At 56.4% G+C, this 18,596-nt stretch carries 16 protein-coding genes; 10 read left to right on the top strand and 6 right to left on the bottom strand.

Annotated features, from left to right (window positions below):
* Positions 1-4: 4 nt before the first annotated feature.
* Entirely contained in the window at positions 5-1,174 is a 1,170-nt protein-coding gene (locus QWJ20_RS04850; protein ID WP_095993978.1) for an MFS transporter, read from the bottom strand.
* 577 nt (positions 1,175-1,751) lie between these two features.
* Here QWJ20_RS04850 and menF point away from each other — a divergent pair.
* From menF to menE, 6 genes are all read left to right on the top strand, one after another.
* Entirely contained in the window at positions 1,752-3,074 is a 1,323-nt protein-coding gene (gene menF / locus QWJ20_RS04845; RefSeq protein WP_433991985.1) for an isochorismate synthase MenF, read from the top strand.
* A gap of 217 nt (positions 3,075-3,291) precedes the next feature.
* Complete coding sequence (menD, locus tag QWJ20_RS04840; protein ID WP_433991984.1) at positions 3,292-4,974, top strand: 2-succinyl-5-enolpyruvyl-6-hydroxy-3-cyclohexene-1-carboxylic-acid synthase; 1,683 nt, start codon at positions 3,292-3,294, stop codon at positions 4,972-4,974.
* Positions 4,962-5,777 carry a 2-succinyl-6-hydroxy-2,4-cyclohexadiene-1-carboxylate synthase gene (menH, locus tag QWJ20_RS04835; RefSeq protein ID WP_433991983.1) on the top strand — a complete coding sequence of 272 codons (816 nt, stop codon included), beginning with the start codon at positions 4,962-4,964 and terminating at the stop codon, positions 5,775-5,777. Before menD ends, menH begins: the two co-directional genes overlap by 13 nt.
* A gap of 5 nt (positions 5,778-5,782) precedes the next feature.
* Positions 5,783-6,640, top strand: a complete 858-nt coding sequence (gene menB, locus QWJ20_RS04830; protein WP_039486044.1) for a 1,4-dihydroxy-2-naphthoyl-CoA synthase — start codon at positions 5,783-5,785, stop codon at positions 6,638-6,640.
* Positions 6,640-7,611, top strand: a complete 972-nt coding sequence (gene menC, locus QWJ20_RS04825; protein ID WP_433991982.1) for an o-succinylbenzoate synthase — start codon at positions 6,640-6,642, stop codon at positions 7,609-7,611. Before menB ends, menC begins: the two co-directional genes overlap by 1 nt.
* Positions 7,599-9,083 carry an o-succinylbenzoate--CoA ligase gene (gene menE / locus QWJ20_RS04820; RefSeq protein WP_433991981.1) on the top strand — a complete coding sequence of 495 codons (1,485 nt, stop codon included), beginning with the start codon at positions 7,599-7,601 and terminating at the stop codon, positions 9,081-9,083. Before menC ends, menE begins: the two co-directional genes overlap by 13 nt.
* Before the next feature lies 1 nt (position 9,084).
* Here the strand turns inward: menE and QWJ20_RS04815 are convergent, their stop codons facing one another.
* On the bottom strand, positions 9,085-9,297 hold the full coding sequence (locus QWJ20_RS04815) for a catalase (protein ID WP_433991980.1): 213 nt from the start codon (positions 9,295-9,297) through the stop codon (positions 9,085-9,087).
* A 248-nt stretch (positions 9,298-9,545) separates the two neighbouring features.
* Between QWJ20_RS04815 and QWJ20_RS04810 the strand changes: the two genes are divergently transcribed.
* The gene (locus tag QWJ20_RS04810; RefSeq protein WP_039472451.1) at positions 9,546-10,085 is read left to right on the top strand and encodes a YfaZ family outer membrane protein; all 540 of its coding nucleotides are present in this window, start codon (positions 9,546-9,548) and stop codon (positions 10,083-10,085) included.
* A gap of 143 nt (positions 10,086-10,228) precedes the next feature.
* Here the strand turns inward: QWJ20_RS04810 and tyrP are convergent, their stop codons facing one another.
* Positions 10,229-11,437 carry a tyrosine transporter TyrP gene (gene tyrP, locus QWJ20_RS04805; protein ID WP_433991979.1) on the bottom strand — a complete coding sequence of 403 codons (1,209 nt, stop codon included), beginning with the start codon at positions 11,435-11,437 and terminating at the stop codon, positions 10,229-10,231.
* A gap of 221 nt (positions 11,438-11,658) precedes the next feature.
* Here tyrP and QWJ20_RS04800 point away from each other — a divergent pair, with 221 nt between their 5' ends.
* A complete protein-coding gene (locus QWJ20_RS04800; RefSeq protein ID WP_433991978.1) occupies positions 11,659-12,852 on the top strand; it encodes a nicotinamide mononucleotide deamidase-related protein YfaY in 1,194 nt (397 codons plus the stop codon).
* Between the two features lie 173 nt (positions 12,853-13,025).
* Here the strand turns inward: QWJ20_RS04800 and QWJ20_RS04795 are convergent, their stop codons facing one another.
* The 3 genes from QWJ20_RS04795 to tesA all read right to left on the bottom strand — a co-directional run bounded on the left by QWJ20_RS04795 (position 13,026) and on the right by tesA (position 15,479).
* Positions 13,026-13,886: a thioredoxin family protein gene (locus QWJ20_RS04795; protein WP_039486057.1), complete on the bottom strand. Its 861-nt coding sequence runs from the start codon at positions 13,884-13,886 to the stop codon at positions 13,026-13,028.
* 110 nt (positions 13,887-13,996) lie between these two features.
* Positions 13,997-14,767 carry an SDR family oxidoreductase gene (locus tag QWJ20_RS04790; RefSeq protein WP_433991977.1) on the bottom strand — a complete coding sequence of 257 codons (771 nt, stop codon included), beginning with the start codon at positions 14,765-14,767 and terminating at the stop codon, positions 13,997-13,999.
* A 28-nt stretch (positions 14,768-14,795) separates the two neighbouring features.
* On the bottom strand, positions 14,796-15,479 hold the full coding sequence (tesA, locus tag QWJ20_RS04785; RefSeq protein WP_095701874.1) for a multifunctional acyl-CoA thioesterase I/protease I/lysophospholipase L1: 684 nt from the start codon (positions 15,477-15,479) through the stop codon (positions 14,796-14,798).
* Here tesA and ybbA point away from each other — a divergent pair.
* A complete protein-coding gene (gene ybbA / locus QWJ20_RS04780; RefSeq protein WP_095993988.1) occupies positions 15,402-16,133 on the top strand; it encodes a putative ABC transporter ATP-binding protein YbbA in 732 nt (243 codons plus the stop codon). The two genes, tesA and ybbA, sit on opposite strands and share 78 nt — an antisense overlap.
* The gene (gene ybbP, locus QWJ20_RS04775) at positions 16,130-18,559 is read left to right on the top strand and encodes a putative ABC transporter permease subunit YbbP (protein WP_095698818.1); all 2,430 of its coding nucleotides are present in this window, start codon (positions 16,130-16,132) and stop codon (positions 18,557-18,559) included. Before ybbA ends, ybbP begins: the two co-directional genes overlap by 4 nt.
* Positions 18,560-18,596 lie beyond the last annotated feature (37 nt).

Here is an 18,596-nt window from a genome sequence, read left to right as displayed (position 1 = left end):
CTGATTAGCGGATAACGGCACGTGCGCTGGCGCTAACGCCTAGCAATAGCAGTGCGACAAACCCGAATGCGGTAGCCAAATTGCTGAACTGTGCAATAAAGCCAAGAATAGTCGGGCCGATCAGAATACCTGCATAGCCCACCGTGGTAATGGAGGCGATGGCCAGATTCGGCGGCATGATCTTTTGATTTCCCGCGGCGCTGAAAAGGATCGGCACCACATTCGATGCGCCGATGCCCACCATCACAAAGCCAAGAAGGGCGGTGATTGCATTATCAATACTGATCGTTAACACCAGACCGAGTGCGGCACAGAGGCTGCCGCCGGTCAGAATTGCGTAGCGGCCGAGCGCATTAACAATACGATCGCCATTCAACCTGCCTAGCGTCATCGCGACGGAAAACGCCGCATAGCCCATGCCTGCCTGCGCGCCGCTCAGGTTGCGTTCAACCGTTAAAAAGAGGGCGCTCCAGTCCAGTATGGATCCTTCGGCTAAGAACATGATGAAGCACAGTGAGCCAATGAACATCACCCAGCCGCGCGGGATGACAAACAGCGGGCCATCATCATCTTGATTTGTGGTGCGTAGCAGGTGTTTGTGCGCTGTTGCCATCACTATCAGCATGAGTGCGACAATCGCCAGAATTGCCATTAGCGGAGACAGGCCAAGCCACAGCAGGGCGCTAACACCGCCTGCGCCGACAATCCCACCGATGCTAAAGAAGCCATGAAAACCGGACATCATCGCCCGGCCGCTCGCCCGTTCCACGATAACGGCCTGAATATTCATCGCGACATCAATCATGCCCATGGACGCGCCGAAAAAGAGCAGCGTTATCGCCATCAGAGGCAGCGTTTCTGCCTGCGTCAGCGCGGGCAATACCAGACAAAGCAGCGCGCTTGCCAGCAAAATAACGCTGCGGCACCCTAGCTTGCTGGTGAGGAAACCGGTCAGCGGCATGGCTAAGAGCGAGCCAATACCGAGAGAAAGCAGCAACATCCCCAGAGAGGCATCACTGATAGCCAGCCGCGTTTTGACAAAGGGCACCAGCGGCGCCCAAGCAGCCATAGCAAAGCCCGCAACAAAGAAAACGAGGCGCGTGGCTGCCTGTGCTTTCTTGCCTGGCAGATTCTGATTAATGCATAACGGGTTGGAATTCAGTGTTGTACTCATCCTGAATGAGGCTATCCGGTCGACGTAACAAGGGCCTATTTTTACCATAATTAGCGGTCTGAATGGAAAGAATCCTGGTGTGCGGTTTTGGTGCGAGGGAAGAAGGGAAGCTTGGGGCCGTGGAGCGGGCAAAAAAATGCCGATTAGATAATCGGCAAAAGAATCGGTCAATTGAAGCAATAATGATGATGGAAGAGGATTTTAGAGCGATGTGCGTGACCCGTTTTGCCGTTTGGTGCGATTTCAGTCCATGCTCACCATTATGGTCATGAGGATAACCCGTAAGGGTGACGGCCAGGGATGGCACGTCATAAAAAATTGCCGGGAGAAATTTTTAACGTTGCGTCAGCAACGGCCCGTAAGGGTGACGGCCAGGGATGGCACGTCATAAAAAATTGCCGGGAGAAATTTTTAACGTTGCGTCAGCAACGGCCCGTAAGGGTGACGGCCAGGGATGGCACGTCATAAAAAGTGCGACCCTGCTGAGGGTAGCCTGTTGGTCTTGTGTAACCTCTCACCCACGGCGTGTTTTTTTCCCGTATAATCCCCTACTTTGTGTTAGGTCTCCGGGGTAACGGTGAAACAACTTTCCGACTTGCTGCGGCATCTGCAGCAGGATTTGCGCGAGCCACAGCCTGAACGCGCAGGTTTCAGACAAATAACGCGTTCGTTGACCCTCAGCGACGCGTCTGAGCTATTGCCGTGGCTGGCGACCCAGCCAGTGTACCCCCAGTTCTATTGGCAGCATCGTCAGGATCGTGAAGAAGCCGCCGTGTGCGGCAACGTGTGCGGGTTTCGCCACATTCAGGATGCTGAGGCATTCCTCGTTCAGCAGCAATGCGATCCCGATGTGCGCATCTGGGGGCTGAACGCGTTTAATCAAACGAGAGAGGACGGCGCTGCGTCATCTGGCTACCTGTTTTTGCCTCGTGCAGAACTGCGGTGTCAGGATGAGATGCTCAGCCTCAGCATTAACCTGTTCAGTGACACCTCATTGCAGCAGGATGCCGTTGAAGCCTCGGCGTTTATTAACCTGCTTCTGCCACCCGCGTCGCAGCCTCTTTTGCATGCGGAAGTGCAATCCGTCGGGCATCAGCCGGAGCGTCAGGGGTGGATTGATTTGCTCCACCGTGCGCTGCATGACATCAATGCCGGGCTGATGGAAAAAGTGGTTCTGGCGCGCGCGACCACGCTAACGCTGACGCAGCCGCTACAGGCCACCACCTTTATGGCCGCCAGCCGAGCGGCAAATCACCACTGTTTCCATTTCATGCTGGCGCACGATGCGCGTCATGCGTTTCTCGGCTCCAGCCCAGAGCGGCTTTATCGCCGTCGGGGTAGTGAACTGGAAACGGAGGCGCTGGCGGGGACGGTGGCAAGCGATCGCGATGCGCGCAAAGCCGCTGAACTGGCCGACTGGCTGATGAATGACACTAAAAATCAGTGTGAGAACATGTTGGTGGTGGATGATATTTGTCAGCGGTTACAGCAGTCCGCGCTGTCGCTGGATGTCATGCCGCCGGAAATTGTGCGCCTGCGTAAAGTACAGCATCTGCGCCGTACTATTCACGCCACGCTGCGCACCGCATCCGATAGCGCGTGCCTGAATGCGCTACAGCCCACGGCAGCCGTTGCGGGCCTGCCGAGGCAAGAGGCTCGCCGTTTTATTGCTGAACATGAACCGTTTGAACGCGGCTGGTATGCGGGTTCCGCAGGTTACCTTTCGCGTCAGCAGTCTGAATTCAGCGTGGCGCTACGTTCGGCCGAAGTGCGGGATCATGTTTTAACGCTTTATGCCGGTGCCGGAATTGTGGCGGCTTCTGATCCAGAACAAGAATGGCAGGAGTTAGAAAACAAAGCAGCGGGGCTAAGATCCCTGTTAGACGGTGATATGTCATAGTTTTGTTTTATGGTTGTTGTGCGAGGTACTGGTTTATATCAAAGTCAGCGTGAGAAAAAAAAATATAATAAGGCTGATCTCGATGTTTGCTGAAGGGCACCAGACCGCCAACAGTTTGATCATTATTATTTGCTTAATACCCTAAATAATTCGAGTTGCGTGAAGGCGGCTTGAAGCATAACGGATATAACCTGCAACCTGAGTTGTTGAGTACAACATGTCAACAAGTGTATTTAATCGCCGCTGGGCTACATTACTGCTGGAATCGCTGACCCGCCACGGTGTCCGGCATGTCTGCATCGCGCCTGGTTCGCGCTCTACGCCGTTGACGCTGTCTGCGGCGGACAATCACGCACTGATTTGCCACACGCATTTCGATGAGCGGGGGCTCGGGCATCTGGCGCTGGGGCTGGCAAAAGCGTCGCGTGAGCCGGTTGCGATTATCGTGACGTCAGGCACTGCTGCCGCGAACCTTTATCCAGCCATCATCGAAGCTGGGCTGACCGGTGAACGTCTGGTGGTTCTGACGGCCGACCGACCGCCGGAACTGATTGATTGCGGTGCGAATCAGGCAATTCGCCAACATGCACTGTATGCTTCACACCCCACGCTGGCGCTGGATTTGCCGCGCCCCACGCCCGACATTCCGGCTAGCTGGCTGGTTTCCTCTGTGGATAGCGCAATGGCGCGATTGACGCACGGCGCGTTGCACATTAATTGCCCCTTTGCTGAACCGCTGTACGGTGCCGATGACGGCACGGTGTATCAGGACTGGCTGATGACGCTGGGCGACTGGTGGAACAGCCGTGAACCTTGGTTGCGTGAAATGCGTCAGAGTACGCTGGCGGTGCAGTCGGACTGGCCGCAGTGGCGACAGAAGCGGGGCGTTGTTCTTGCCGGTCGCGTGACGCCTGAACAAGGCGCGCGACTCGCTGCGTGGGCGAACGAACTGGGCTGGCCGTTGATTGGCGACGTCCTGTCGCAAAGCGGGCAGCCGTTACCCTGTGCGGATATTTGGCTGGCGCATCCTGACGCGGCGGATCGCTTACGGCAGGCGGACATTGTCCTGCAGTTCGGCGGCAGCCTGACGGGTAAGCGTCTGCTGCAATGGCAGGAACAGTGCCAGCCGCAAGAATTCTGGTTAATTGATGATTTGCCGGGACGGTTGGATCCAGCTCACCATCGCGGGCGTCGTCTGGTGGCGGATGTGGGCGAATGGCTGTCTGCGCATCCGGCACACAAACAAGCGCCGTGGGCGGATTTGTTGGCGGATATTGCCGACAAAACGCAGCGGCAGATCGACGCGCATCTGGCTTCCCGTTTTGGTGAGGCGCAACTGGCGCAGCGCATACCGGCGCTGTTGCCGCCGGATGGACAGCTATTTGTCGGCAACAGCCTTGTGGTTCGCCTGATCGATGCGTTGGCGCAGCTCCCGCAGGGATATCCGGTGTACGGTAATCGCGGTGCCAGCGGCATTGATGGTCTTATCTCCACGCTGGCTGGTGTACAGCGTGCCACGTCAAAAGCCACGCTTGGCATCGTCGGCGATCTTTCCGCGTTATACGATTTGAATGCGCTGGCGCTGCTGCGTCAGGCTCCCGCACCGTTGGTGTTGATCGTGGTGAACAATAACGGCGGCCAGATATTTTCCCTGCTGCCGACGCCGGTTGCGCAGCGTGAAACGTTTTACTGCATGCCGCAAAATGTGGAATTCGGCCACGCGGCCGCGATGTTTGGCCTGAATTACGTACGTGCCGAGAGCTGGGAACAACTGGCAGACACGGTGGCGGATTGCTGGACTCAGGGTGGCGTCACGCTGCTGGAAGTGGTGGTTGAGCCTAAAGACGGCGCAGAAACGCTCAATGAATTGGTCGCTCAGGTGGCGACGTGGGCGCATTAGATTTTCAGCAGATAGATTTTCAGAGGCTAAGCTGCCGGAAAGTGACGCATGGCGCGGTGGCGCCGAGGCAGCCGTGGCTGGTGTGTCTGCATGGTTTATTAGGCAGTGGCGAAGACTGGCTGCCTGTTTTGCCGTTTTGTCGTGACTGGCCGGTGCTGCTGGTGGATTTACCCGGACACGGTGCGTCGCGAACGATTTCCACAACAGATTTTGCCGATGTCAGCCGCCAGTTAAGTAAGACGCTGTTGGATCAAGGCATTGAGAATTACTGGCTGCTAGGCTATTCGCTCGGTGGGCGTATCGCGATGTATCACGCCTGCAACGGACAGCATGACGGCATGCTGGGGCTGCTGGTTGAAGGCGGCCATCCCGGTCTGGCAACGCCGGAGTTGCGTTCGGAACGTATCCAGCATGATGCACGCTGGGCGCAGCGCTTTCGTCAGGAGCCGCTGCCGGCGGTCTTGCAGGACTGGTATCAGCAGGCGGTGTTTGCCGATCTGGATTCAGCGCAGCGTGAACAACTGATCGCGCGCCGCAGCGTGAATTACGGTGCCTCCATTGCGGCAATGCTCGAAGCGACCTCGCTGGGGCAACAGCCTTTTTTGGCGGAACGCCTCCGGCACCTGTCGATACCTTTTGTTTACTTATGCGGTGCCAGCGACGTGAAGTTTCAAACGCTGGCGGCGCAATACGGCCTGCCGTTACTGAGCGTGGCTCAGGCGGGTCATAATGCTCATCAGGCGAATCCAACGGCCTATGCCGAGCGGGTTCGCTCTTTTCTTTTGCATCACGTTAAGGATTGATAACTATGCTTTATCCGAGTGAAGATCTGCTTTACGCACCGATTGAATGGCACGATTGCAGCGGCGACTTCGCCGATATCCTCTACCATAAATCCATCGATGGCATTGCCAAAATCACCATTAACCGTCCTCAGGTTCGCAATGCATTCCGTCCGCAAACGGTAAAAGAGATGATTCAGGCGCTCGATAATGCCCGCCATGATGACGGCATCGGGACGATCATCCTGACTGGCGCGGGCGATAAGGCATTCTGCTCCGGCGGCGATCAGAAAGTACGCGGCGACTACGGCGGTTATCAGGATGACAGCGGTGTGCATCACCTGAACGTGTTGGATTTCCAGCGTCAGATCCGTACTTGTCCGAAGCCGGTTGTCGCGATGGTTGCGGGATATTCCATCGGTGGCGGACACGTTCTGCACATGATGTGTGACCTGACGATTGCGGCAGAGAACGCCATCTTCGGTCAAACGGGTCCACGCGTCGGTTCTTTCGACGGCGGTTGGGGCGCTTCTTACATGGCGCGCATCGTGGGTCAGAAAAAAGCGCGTGAAATCTGGTTCCTGTGCCGCCAGTACGATGCGGCGGAGGCGCTGGATATGGGGCTGGTTAACACCGTGGTTCCGTTGGCAGAGCTGGAAAAAGAGACGGTGCGCTGGTGCCGTGAAATGCTGCAAAACAGCCCGATGGCGCTGCGCTGCCTGAAAGCGGCGCTGAACGCGGACTGCGACGGTCAGGCTGGCTTGCAGGAACTGGCGGGTAACGCCACCATGTTGTTCTACATGACGGACGAAGGGCAAGAAGGCCGTAACGCGTTCAACGAAAAACGTCAGCCTGACTTCAGCAAATTCAAACGGAATCCGTAATGCGTCAGGTCACTCTCTATCGTTACAGCGTGCCGATGGAAGCCGGAGTGGTGCTGCGCAATCAGCGTCTGAAAACCCGCGATGGGCTTATCGTTCGCCTGCAAGACGGCGAGCGATTGGGCTGGGGCGAGATCGCGCCTCTGCCAGAGTTCAGCGTGGAAACGCTGGCAGAGGCGGAATCAGCCGCGCTTGAACAGCTAAAATCGTGGGCGGCAGGGGCGGCATTTTCTGACGATCTTCCGCCTTCTGTTGCCTTTGGCTTGAGCTGTGCGCAGGCCGAGCTGGATCAGCGTCTGCCTCAGGCGGCGGACTATCGCAAAGCGCCATTGTGCAGCGGCGATCCTGACGAGCTGTTTGACATGTTACAGGCGATGCCGGGCGAGAAAGTGGCGAAGATCAAAGTCGGCCTGTACGAAGCGGTGCGTGATGGCATGATCGTTAACGTGCTGCTGGAAGCCTTGCCGGATCTGAAACTCCGTCTGGATGCCAATCGCAGTTGGACGCGTGCCAAAGCGGACGGCTTCGCTCGTTATGTCGCGCCGTCATTGCGTTCGCGCATTGCCTTTCTCGAAGAGCCTTGCAAAACTCGTGAGGAATCTCGCGAGTTTGCGCGGGAAACGGGCATTAGCATTGCCTGGGATGAAAGCGTGCGCGATGCGGATTTTCGGGTGGAAGCTGAGCCGGGCGTGAGCGCGATTGTGATCAAACCGACGCTGGTCGGTAGCCTCGCTCGCTGCCAGCAGCTGGTGCAGGAAACGCATCAGGCTGGATTAACGGCGGTGATCAGCTCCAGCATCGAATCCAGCCTAGGCTTAACGCAGCTGGCACGTTTGGCACACTGGCTGACGCCGGACACGATCCCAGGGCTGGACACGTTGGATCTGATGCAGGCGCAGGTGATTCAACGCTGGCCGGAGAGCACGTTGCCGCTGCTGGCGGCTGAGCAACTGGACGTGGTATGGCAATCCTGACTGACTGGCCGTGGCGACACTGGGCAAACCAGACGTCCCAGCCTGTCTCGTTGAATGAGCCTGTCCCGTTGGATGAGTCAATCGCGCTGATTGACGACGAAACCCGCTGGAGCTGGCAGTCGCTTGCCCAGCGGGTGGATCATCTGGCAGAGCATTTCACACAGCAGGGCGTGATGGCCGACAGTACGGTCGCGCTACGCGGGAAAAATAGCGTCCAGATGCTGTTCAGCTATTTGGCTCTGTTACAGTGCGGCGTGCGCGTGCTGCCGCTGAACCCACAGTTACCTGATGCACTCACCGAGGCGCTGCTGCCTGCGCTGAATGTGGCGTATGGTCTGTGCCTGAATGATAAACCGTGGCCGAATGCGATACGCACGCTTTCTTTGCCTTCTATTTCTTTGTCATCAGACGCTTCGCCATCAGGCGATACCGAAGAAAGTCACAGCATCGACCAAGTACGCTGGCAGGCCGATCGGCTGGCGACGCTGACACTGACATCCGGCTCCAGTGGGATGCCAAAAGCCGCGGTGCATTCATTTGCTGCCCATCTCTCCAGCGCGGAAGGTGTGGTGCTGATGATGGCATTTTCCTCCAGCGACAGCTGGCTGTTGTCACTTCCGCTCTTTCACGTTTCCGGGCAGGGCATCGTCTGGCGCTGGCTTGCGACTGGGGCAACCATTGTTGTCCGCGCACATCAGCCTCTGGATAGTGCGCTGCGCGATTGCACCCATGCTTCTCTGGTGCCAACGCAACTGTGGCGACTGCTGTCAGAGGGGACATTCCCTTCGGCATTGAAGGCCGTATTGCTTGGCGGCGCGATGATCCCACAGGCGCTGACGCAACAGGCAGAAGCGCGAGGCGTTAGCTGCTGGTGTGGCTACGGTCTGACGGAGCTGGCGTCCACGGTCTGCGCGAAACGTGCTGACGGGCATTCAGGTGTCGGCATGCCGCTGCATGGGCGAGAGATCCGGCTGGTAGAAGAGGAAATTCTGCTGCGTGGCAGCACGCTGGCCGCTGGCTATTGGCGTGATGGAAAACTGATTCCACTCGCCGACGATGACGGCTGGTTCCACACGCGGGATCGCGGGCTATTTACCGAGGGTGAGTGGCATATTCTGGGGCGTCTGGATAACCAATTCTTCAGCGGTGGAGAAGGGATTCAACCCGAGAATATCGAAGCCGTACTGTTGGCGCATCCTGACGTTCAACAGGCCTGCATTGTGCCTGTTGACGATGCGGAGTTCGGCCACCGTCCTGTTGCGGTATTGGAGGTGGCACAAGCCACGACGCTTGATGCAATACGCGATTGGCTACAGCCGCAGCTTGCCGGGTTTCAGCGTCCGGTCGCGTATTATGCGCTGCCCGCTGAACTGAAAAATGGTGGGATTAAGCTTTCTCGCCAGCAGGTGAAAAGCTGGGTCAATGCAATGCACCATTCGTCCAACACAACTGGTCGAACAGCTCGGCCGTAGGCTAGTTGTCCGGTGCGTTGGTGCCGGATTTCGCTACCTTTCGCGGATGATTGGTCTGATTATTGGCGCGGGTTTCACGATCGAACAGCGCCAGCTTCTCCAGAAACCACATGTCCTGAAACCGCATCGGGCTCTGCCTGTCGGAACTTACCGTGTGAGGAGCATCCATCGCCGTGGCGCGCTTTTCTGTGGCTAATTTTCCTTCTCTCATCATCGTTTCCTTCTGCCTGTTTGTCGTCATCCATGACGATTACTATTGTTCACTTTGTCTTTTTTGAGCAAATAGGCGGCGCTTATTGCTGCTATTGTCAGCAGCGCTGAAGGTAAACTTTCATGATTATTAAAAGAATAAATCGCTGCTCAGGGCAATTTCATGCTGGAGTGAGGGGGCGTTTCGGGTAGAATCGGCACCGATAACACCTTTACACGCGCGTTTAACGACGGTTTTTAAGGATATTGAAAATGAAAAAGTTTGTGATTGCCTGTGCGGGAAGCTTGTTACTTGCAAGTGCTTCTGTACATGCCATTAGCCTTTCCGGGGAAGCAGGTCGCGATTACGCTGGTGCTAGTGCGGGCTTCGGTCTGGGCATTCCTGGGCTTGCGGGCAATGTGAGCTATGCCCACGGCGACAACAACAATGATGTATACGGCTTCGGCTTGGGATACACCATTCCTGTTGGCCCACTCAAGCTGACTCTGGGTGGCAAAGCGCTGTACCTCAATCAGGATCACGGCAATGATGGCTATGGCGTCGCACTGGGCGGTGGCGTGCAGTGGCCGCTGAGCCGTCAGTTCTCGCTGTATGGTGAAGGTTACTATTCACCGGATTCCTTCTCCAGCCATGTTGACCACTATGTTGAAGGGAAAGCAGGCGTACGCTGGCAGGTGTTTGCACCGCTGAGCGTTGATGTCGGCTACCGCTATATCAATATGGCGCGTGAAAACGGCCCAGATAACAGACTGGCGGATTCTGCCTATGTCGGCGTTGGTCTGAACTTCTGATAGCTATCTGAAGTTCGAAACAAAAAAGAGCGTGAATGCTGAGTTCACGCTCTTTTTTTATGACGGACATCCTTGTCCGTCACCCTTTGGGCCGTCGCAAGCGACGTTGAAAAACGCTCCCTGCGTTTTTTATGCACGTAAGGTTAACTGATTGACGGTAGCCAGCCCGCGACCATCGCCAGTTGGATCAGGATAATCGCTACGCCACTGGCGAAGACTAGTACCAGGACCGGCGCGCCACCGCGCGTTGCGCGTATTTCAGGACGCTGTTTGCGTACCTGCCAGCTCAGCAGGGCGGGAATAAGCAGTGCCAGCACGGCCAGTGCGATCGCCGCATAGCCCAGCGCCATCACGAACCCTTGCGGATAAAAGAGGGCAAACACCAGCGGGGGAATAAAGGTCAGCAAGCCCGTTTGCGCGCGCCCGATGATGCTATTTTTACGTTTAAACAGGTCGGCTAAATAATCGAATAATCCAAGCGCCACGCCGAGGAAAGAGGTCGCCAGAGCCAGATCGGCAAACAGATGGACGGCCAGTTCAACGTGCGGTGAGGCAACCAGCGTGCGAATAGCCTGCATCAACCCATTCAATCCTGCCTGATCGGCCAAAATAGCGTTGAATGTTGAAGAGCTGAGACTGCCCAGCATTACGAGCTGCCAGAAAATATAGGCAATCAGCGGTATCACGCTACCGATAAGGAATATCCGGCGCAGCTTACGGCTATCTCCACCCATGTAGTGCACGATGCTGGGGATACTGCCGTGAAAGCCGAAGGAGGTCAGAATGACGGGTAATGCCGAGAGCGTCAGACCCTGTTGCAGCGGTAGCGTTAAGAGGTTGACGCGCTGAATATGCGGCACCATGACGGCCAGCATGATGACGAGCATCAGTACTTTGCCGCTAAACAGGATGCGGTTAAACAAATCGACGGAGGATGTTCCGATACAAACGACGCCGCCAGCAACCAGCGTAAAGAGCAGAATGCCTGCGGACAATGGAAGTGAGTAGCCACTCCACTGGCTGATACTGCTGGCGAGCAGTTCGCCAGCGCCGCTGATATAGGCTGCCGTTAGCGCATACATCAGGAATAGCATACTGAAACCGGTGATCCACTGTCCCCAGCGGCCGAGGTAGATTTTTGCCAACGTGCCCAGCCCGGTGTGCGAGGGCTGATGTTGATACACTTCAACCAGCAATAAGGCGCTGTAACACATCAGTGCCCACAAACCGATTAATATCATCAATGTAGTACCAAACCCGACGCCAGCGGTGGCTAACGGCATCGCCAACATTCCCGCGCCAATGGTAGTGCCTGCAACGATAAAAATGCTGCCAAGAGTACGATTTTTCACCTATTCCTCTATAAATAGCGTGGCTATCCAGATATTTTTGGCAGCAGGGTAGAGTATTCAGTGATTTCTGTCAAAACGCCGTTACGAGGGGTGTAATTTTATATTTACACTGGAGTGAGGCTCGTCGGCGGTGGCGTATTTTTCGGCGGGCTGAAAGAAATATTGTGTTTGTTCATCCGACTTTTTAAAGTGGTTTCAGGATCGTCACGAGGAATAAAAAAATGCTTAGGGTCGAGATGTTATGTACCGGCGATGAAGTGCTGCATGGTCAGATTATTGATACCAATGCGGCCTGGCTGGCGGATTATCTGTTTCAGCAGGGATTACCGATGACCAGCCGGATGACGGTGGGGGACGATCTCGATGCGCTGGTGACTGCGATAACGCAGCGTAGCCAGATAGCTGATATCCTGATTGTGAACGGCGGCCTGGGGCCGACCAGCGACGATCTCAGCGCATTGGCAGCGGCCACCGCAGCGGGAGAAGGGCTGGTTGAGCACGCGGAATGGCTGGCGCGTATGGAGGCGTTCTTTGCCGAGCGCGGCAGAGTGATGGCACCGAGCAACCGCAAACAGGCGCAAATCCCTGCCAGTGCGGAAATGGTCGATAATCCGGTGGGCACCGCCTGTGGTTTTGCGCTGCAACTGAACAAGTGCCTGATGTTTTTTACGCCGGGCGTGCCGTCTGAGTTTAAGGTCATGGTCGATCAGCAGATTATGCCGCGCCTGCGCGAGCGTTTTGCTGTCGCAGATGCCCCGCTGTGCCTGCGTCTGACCACCTTTGGTCGCTCCGAGAGCGATCTGGCAAGCCAATTGGACGGCATGGCGTTACCGCCGGGCGTGGTGCTGGGCTACCGCTCTTCTATGCCGATTATCGAGCTGAAGCTAACCGGCCCTGCTGCCCAGCAGGAAAATATGGAGCAACTGTGGGAAACGGTGCGCACCGTGGCAGGGGAAAATACCATCTTCGAAGGAACCGAGGGGTTACCGGCACAGTTGGCACGGCGTCTGGCCGAGCGTGATATGACGCTGGCAGTGAGTGAACACTTCACGGCAGGATTGCTCAACTGGCAGCTCCAATCGGCGAATGTTCCGCTGGCGGGCGGAGAACTGCTGGCAAACGTTGAGGATACCAGCTTGTCTGGGCTTGTGGACTATGCCCGCCATCTGGCGGAGCATCAGGGCGCATCGTTAGCGCTGGTTGTAGGAAACCGGAACGATGCGGAGCTGTCATTAGCGCTGCATACGCCGGAAGGATCTTTCGCCCAAACGATACAGTTCAACGTACAGCGCTACAGCCTGAAAACCCATCAGGAAGTCGTTGCGATGCTGGCGATGAACATGCTGCGCCGCTGGCTAAACGGTTGGTCCGTGTATGACGGACACGGCTGGATAACGGTGTTGAAGACGCTTTAGTCAGCGGGGATCCAAGACTGCCTCTGAGTTGCATTTTATGCCGCTGTTGAGGCTGTTTCGTGCGCGATAATACCGTCACTTTCATGCTACTTCATAGCACGCGCCCGACACGGGACGGCTTGTCTGCAAATAAAAAGGCCAGAATCAACGTTCTGGCCTTTTCCACTAGAGAATCAATACAATAACGAATAGAGCTGCCGGCGATAACGAGCGGCGAGGGCGTCGCTGGTGCCGAGGGCGGCCATGATGTCCATTAGCGTTTTACGTGCGCTGCCGTTAGCAACGGCCAGATCTTTCTTCAGGAAGCCCATCAGCAGTTCAAGCGCTTCTTCGTTACGCCCAACCTGATGCAGTTGCAGCGCCAGCTGTACCGCCAGCTCCGCATTTTGCGGATCGACGTCCAACTGCTGCTGTAGATGCTGAATTTCTGGCGTATCTGCCGCCTGTTTCAGTAATTCAATCTGCGCCACGAGGCTGTGATAGCGGGTATCCCTGTCTTGCAAAGGAATAGTGGCCAGCACGGCTTCTGCATCTTCACTGCGGTTGATCTGAATCTGCACTTCTGCCAGCATCAGACCGATGTCGCTGCGCTGCTGGCTGAGTTGCCAGGCGTCTTTCAGCAGTTGCATCGCTTCCGGCAGTTTGTCTTCCTGAATCAGCTGCTGCGCCTGTGCGACTTTCAGTTCTTCTTCTTTCGGTAGCGCGCGTTTCAGCAATTCACGAATGGCTTCTTCCGGCTGTGGCCCCTGAAAACCATCCTGCGGCTGCCCGTCTTTAACCAGATACACGGTTGGGATTGAGCGCAGGCCAAACTGGGCGGCTACGCGCTGTTCGGTATCACAGTCAACCTTCGCCAGAACAAACTGTCCTGCGTATTCCTGCGCCAGCTTGTCCAGCACTGGTTCCAGCTCCAGGCAGTGCTGGCTACGCCCCGACCAGAAGTAAAACAGGACTGGCAGTGTCATGGAGTGTTCCAACACCTGATGCAGGTTGGATTCATTGACGTCAACGATAGTCGCTTGTTGTTCTAACATGAGTAGTCTCTCTTACTTCTTGAATTCATTTGACTCTTAGATGGGGCCTGTCGGTGTGACTTACAAGCCTTGTGCAGAGGTGAGTGCGCAATACATCGCCCTCTGCGACCTTATCCTCGTACTACCTTATCCAGAAGACACCCCGGTAGCAAACGACGCAGCCAGGTTAAGGCGTGAGCCACCATCGTCACGGGATAGCGTAATTTAGGCCGTGAGCTTTCCAGCGCATGATGGAGCTTCGGCAATATCGCTTCTGGCGGCAGCGTGAAGCGCTTGGCGATGCCGGGATTGGTAACCGGTTTGTCCGTCTGCGTCTGTGCGACATTGTTGGTAAAACGCGTACTGATCGGGCCGGGCTCGATCAGGCTGACATGCAGGCCGCTGCCGTGTAATTCCATACGCAACGCATCTGACCAGGCTTCCAGCGCATATTTGCTGGCGGCATACGCACCGCGACCCGGCGTTGACACCAGCCCCAGCACGGAACTGGTCTGGATGATGCGGCCTTCACCGTGCGGCAGCATCGCAGGCAATAACAGCTGCGTGAGCTGATGCGTACCGAACAGGTTGCTGGAAAACTGCTGCTCAAGCTGCTGGCGCGAAATGGTATTCAACGGGCCATACAGGCCATATCCAGCGTTATTAAACAAACCGTACAGACGGTTATCGGTCAGCCTGATCACCTCCGCAGCGGCTTGTTCAACGCTGGCGCTGTTATCCAAATCGAGCGTAATCGCTTCCAGACCGAGCGCGGTCAGACGAGCAACATCCTCTGCGCGGCGGCAGGCCGCAATCACACGATAGCCGCGTTTTTGCAGATCCTGAGCGGCAATCAGGCCAATGCCGCTGGAGCAACCGGTAATGAAGACCGTTTTTTGCATAACTTTACCTAATTCAAAAGCCTATTTATTAAGACTCATGGTTAACTAAGGGTTCCAGCTGCTTCGCCATCCATTCTGCGATAAACGGTTGGGCATCCCGGGTTGGATGGATGCCATCTTCCATCATCCACTCCGGTTTAAGATACACCTGCTCCATAAAGAAAGGCAGCAGCGGAAGCGCAAACTGCTCCGCCAATTTGGGGTAGATATTGCTGAATGACTCGGTGTAGCGACGGCCATAGTTGGTCGGCAAACGGATCTGCATAAGCAGCGGCTGGGCGTTAGCCTGTTTGACCAGCGTGATAATTTTCGTCAGATCCTGCTCGATATTGGCTGCCGGAAATCCCCGGAGCCCGTCATTGCCGCCCAGTTCAATCAACACCCAACGCGGCTGATGCTGTTTCAGCAGGGCAGGAATACGTGCCAGCCCTTGTGCGGTGGTGTCACCGCTAATACTGGCGTTAACCACCGCGATGCCTTTTTTCTGCGTCTGCCACTGCGTGTTCAGCAGCGTTGGCCACGCGTTAGCGGCTGGCATTTGGTAGCCCGCACTGAGGCTATCGCCCAGAATTAATAATGTGTCAGCGGCGAAAGCGCGTACGCTGCATAATCCCAGAAGCAAAAGGACAAAAACATGTTTGCGAAGACCAGCCCAGCGAGTGCTACGCCAAGCGAAACTGCGCACGTAGAAAACATTCTTGAAGTTCATCATCTTAGTAAGCACGTTGGTCAAGGAGAAAATCGGCTTTCCATCCTTACCGGAGTTGAGCTTATTGTCAAACCTGCGCAGACAATTGCCCTGATTGGTGAATCCGGTTCGGGGAAATCAACCTTGTTGGGGATTTTGGCCGGGCTGGATGATGGCACCGAGGGCGACGTTAGCCTGATGGGCAAATCACTCAACGGATTGGATGAAGAAGGTCGTGCGGCGCTGCGTGCTCAGCATGTTGGTTTTGTCTTCCAGTCTTTCATGCTGGTGCCGACGCTGAATGCGTTGGAGAACGTACAGCTACCCGCGTTGCTGCGCGGTGAAAGCGATAGCCACAGTCGTGGACAGGCCGAACAGCTTTTACAGCAGCTTGGCCTGGGGGAGCGTTTACATCATCTTCCCGCTCAGCTTTCCGGCGGTGAACAGCAGCGCGTAGCACTGGCGCGCGCATTCAGCGGTCGCCCTAACGTCTTGTTTGCCGATGAACCTACCGGGAATCTGGATCGTAAAACCGGTGAGCGCATCGTTGATCTGCTGTTTTCCCTCAATCGTGATTATGCCACGACGCTGATTCTGGTGACGCACGATGAACAACTGGCGGCACGCTGCGAGCGACGTCTGCGGTTAGTCGACGGCAAGCTGCGGGAGGACGCATGATCTGGCGGTGGTTCTGGCGCGAATGGCGCTCTCCTTCCTTACTGATTGTCTGGCTGGCGCTAACGCTGGCCGTGGCTTGCGTGCTGGCGTTGGGCACGATCAGCGACCGCATGGAGAAAGGGCTCAGCCAGCAGAGCCGGGATTTTCTGGCGGGCGACCGCGTGCTGCGTGCATCGCGTCCCGTTGCTGACACCTGGCTTCAGGAAGCGGAGCAGCGCGGGCTGACGCTTAGCCGCCAGATTTCTTTCATGACCATGACGTTTGCGGGTGATACGCCGCAGCTGGCGCAGGTTAAAGCGACTGACCAGCGCTATCCGCTGTACGGTAATTTGCAGACGCGCCCCGAAGGACTGCATGCGGAAGCGGGAACGGTGCTGGTGGCCCCGCGCCTGCTGGCGTTACTTGGGCTGAAAGTCGGTGACATGCTGGACGTCGGCGATACCTCGCTGCGCATCAGCGGCGAACTGATTCAGGAACCGGATTCCGGCTTCAATCCGTTCGAGACCGCGCCGCGTATTCTGATGAATCTGGACGATGTCGAGAAAACCGGCGCGATTCAGCCGGGTGGTCGCATTACCTGGCGCTACATGTTTTCTGGCAATGAGAAGCAAATTAGTGAATTCAGCAACTTCATCAAGCCACAGCTCAAGCCCGATCAGCGTTGGTATGGCATGGAAGATTCTGAAGGTGCACTGAGCCAGTCGTTAAAGCGGTCGCAGCAGTTCCTGTTGCTGTCGGCATTGCTAACGCTGTTGCTGTCTATTGCCGCTGTTGCGGTGGCGATGGGGCACTACTGCCGCAGCCGCTATGATTTGGTCGCTATTCTAAAAACGCTGGGGGCAGGCAAACAGGCGCTGAGGCGATTAATCATCGGGCAGTGGCTTTCCGTGCTTGGTCTGGCGGCGGTTTGCGGTAGCGTGCTCGGCCTTGGGTTTGAGGCGCTGCTGATGAAAATGCTGGCCCCGGTGCTACCCGCCGCATTGCCTGCATCCGGGCTGTGGCCGTGGGTATGGGCGCTGGGATCGCTAGTGCTGATCTCACTGCTGGTTGGGCTACGGCCTTATCGACTGCTGCTGGCGACACAGCCGCTGCGCGTGTTGCGTCAGGATGTGGTGGCGAACGTGTGGCCGCTGCGCTATTACCTGCCGATCGTCCTGATTATTGTCGTCGGGCTGCTGGCCGTGTTGTCCGGTGGCGGCGTGCTGCTGTGGTCGCTGCTTGGCGGCGTGGCAGTGCTGTCGCTACTGCTGGGCGTCATTGGCTGGGGCGGTCTGCTGCTGTTACGGCGTTTGACGGTTAAACGACTGGCATTGCGTCTGGCGATTAATCGCCTGCTGCGTCAGCCGTGGTCGACGCTCAGTCAACTGGCCGCGTTTTCGCTGTCCTTCATGCTATTGGCGCTGCTGTTGGTGATGCGCGGTGATTTGCTGGAACGCTGGCAGCAGCAGTTGCCGCCGGGTAGCCCGAACTATTTCCTGCTGAATATCACGGCAGATCAGGTGCCACAGATAAGGGATTTCCTCTCTCAGCATGAGGTAATGCCGGAGCAGTTCTTCCCAATTATTCGTGCGCGTCTGACGGAGATTAATCAGCAGGTCGCTACGGAAGTGATCCACGAGGACGATCCGGGCGGCAACACGGTGAACCGTGAGCTGAACCTGACCTGGATGAACGGGATCCCGCAACACAATGTGCTGGTGGAAGGTGAAGCACCGAAGGCGGGTGAAGTCTCGATGGAAGCGAAAGAAGCCAAAGAGATGGGGATCAAGATTGGTGATACGCTGACTTTTACCGGCGACACGCAGCCGTTTAGCGCTACGGTGACCAGTTTCCGTCAGGTGGATTGGGAAAGCCTGCGTCCGAATTTCTTCTTCATTTTCCCCGTGGGGGCGTTGGATAACCAGCCTCAGTCCTGGCTGACCAGCTTCCGCTACGATGGCGATGAGAAGATGATTACGCAACTGAATCGCCAGTTCCCGACGGTAAGCGTACTGGATATTGGCAGTATTCTGCGTCAGGTTGGGCAGGTCTTGCAGCAGGTGAGTCGTGCGCTGGAGATTATGGTCATCCTGGTGTTGTTCTGTGGCGTGCTGTTGTTACTGGCACAGATTCAGGTCGGGATGCGTCAGCGACGTCAGGAACTGATGGTATACCGCACGCTGGGAGCCGGATTACGCCTGCTGCGTACTACGCTGTGGTGTGAATTCGCGGTGCTGGGCTTGGTGGCGGGAACGGCGGCAGCGATTGGCGCAGAATCGGCACTGTGGCTGTTGCAGCGTAAGGTCTTTAACTTTGCCTGGGAACCGAATATCGGGATGTGGATAGCACTGCCGTTAATCGCGGCGTTCCTTCTGTCGCTCTGCGGCGGCTGGCTGGGGCTACGACTCTTACGCGGTAAAGCACTGTTCCGGCAATTTGCGGGTTAATGCTCTAACGGAAGGCCAGCGCATTGCTGGCCTTCTT

Source organism: Pectobacterium sp. S5 (assembly GCF_051707265.1).
Lineage (GTDB): Bacteria > Pseudomonadota > Gammaproteobacteria > Enterobacterales > Enterobacteriaceae > Pectobacterium > Pectobacterium polare.
Note: the sequence above shows the minus strand (reverse complement) of the source record. Positions and strands in the feature narration are given on the sequence as shown.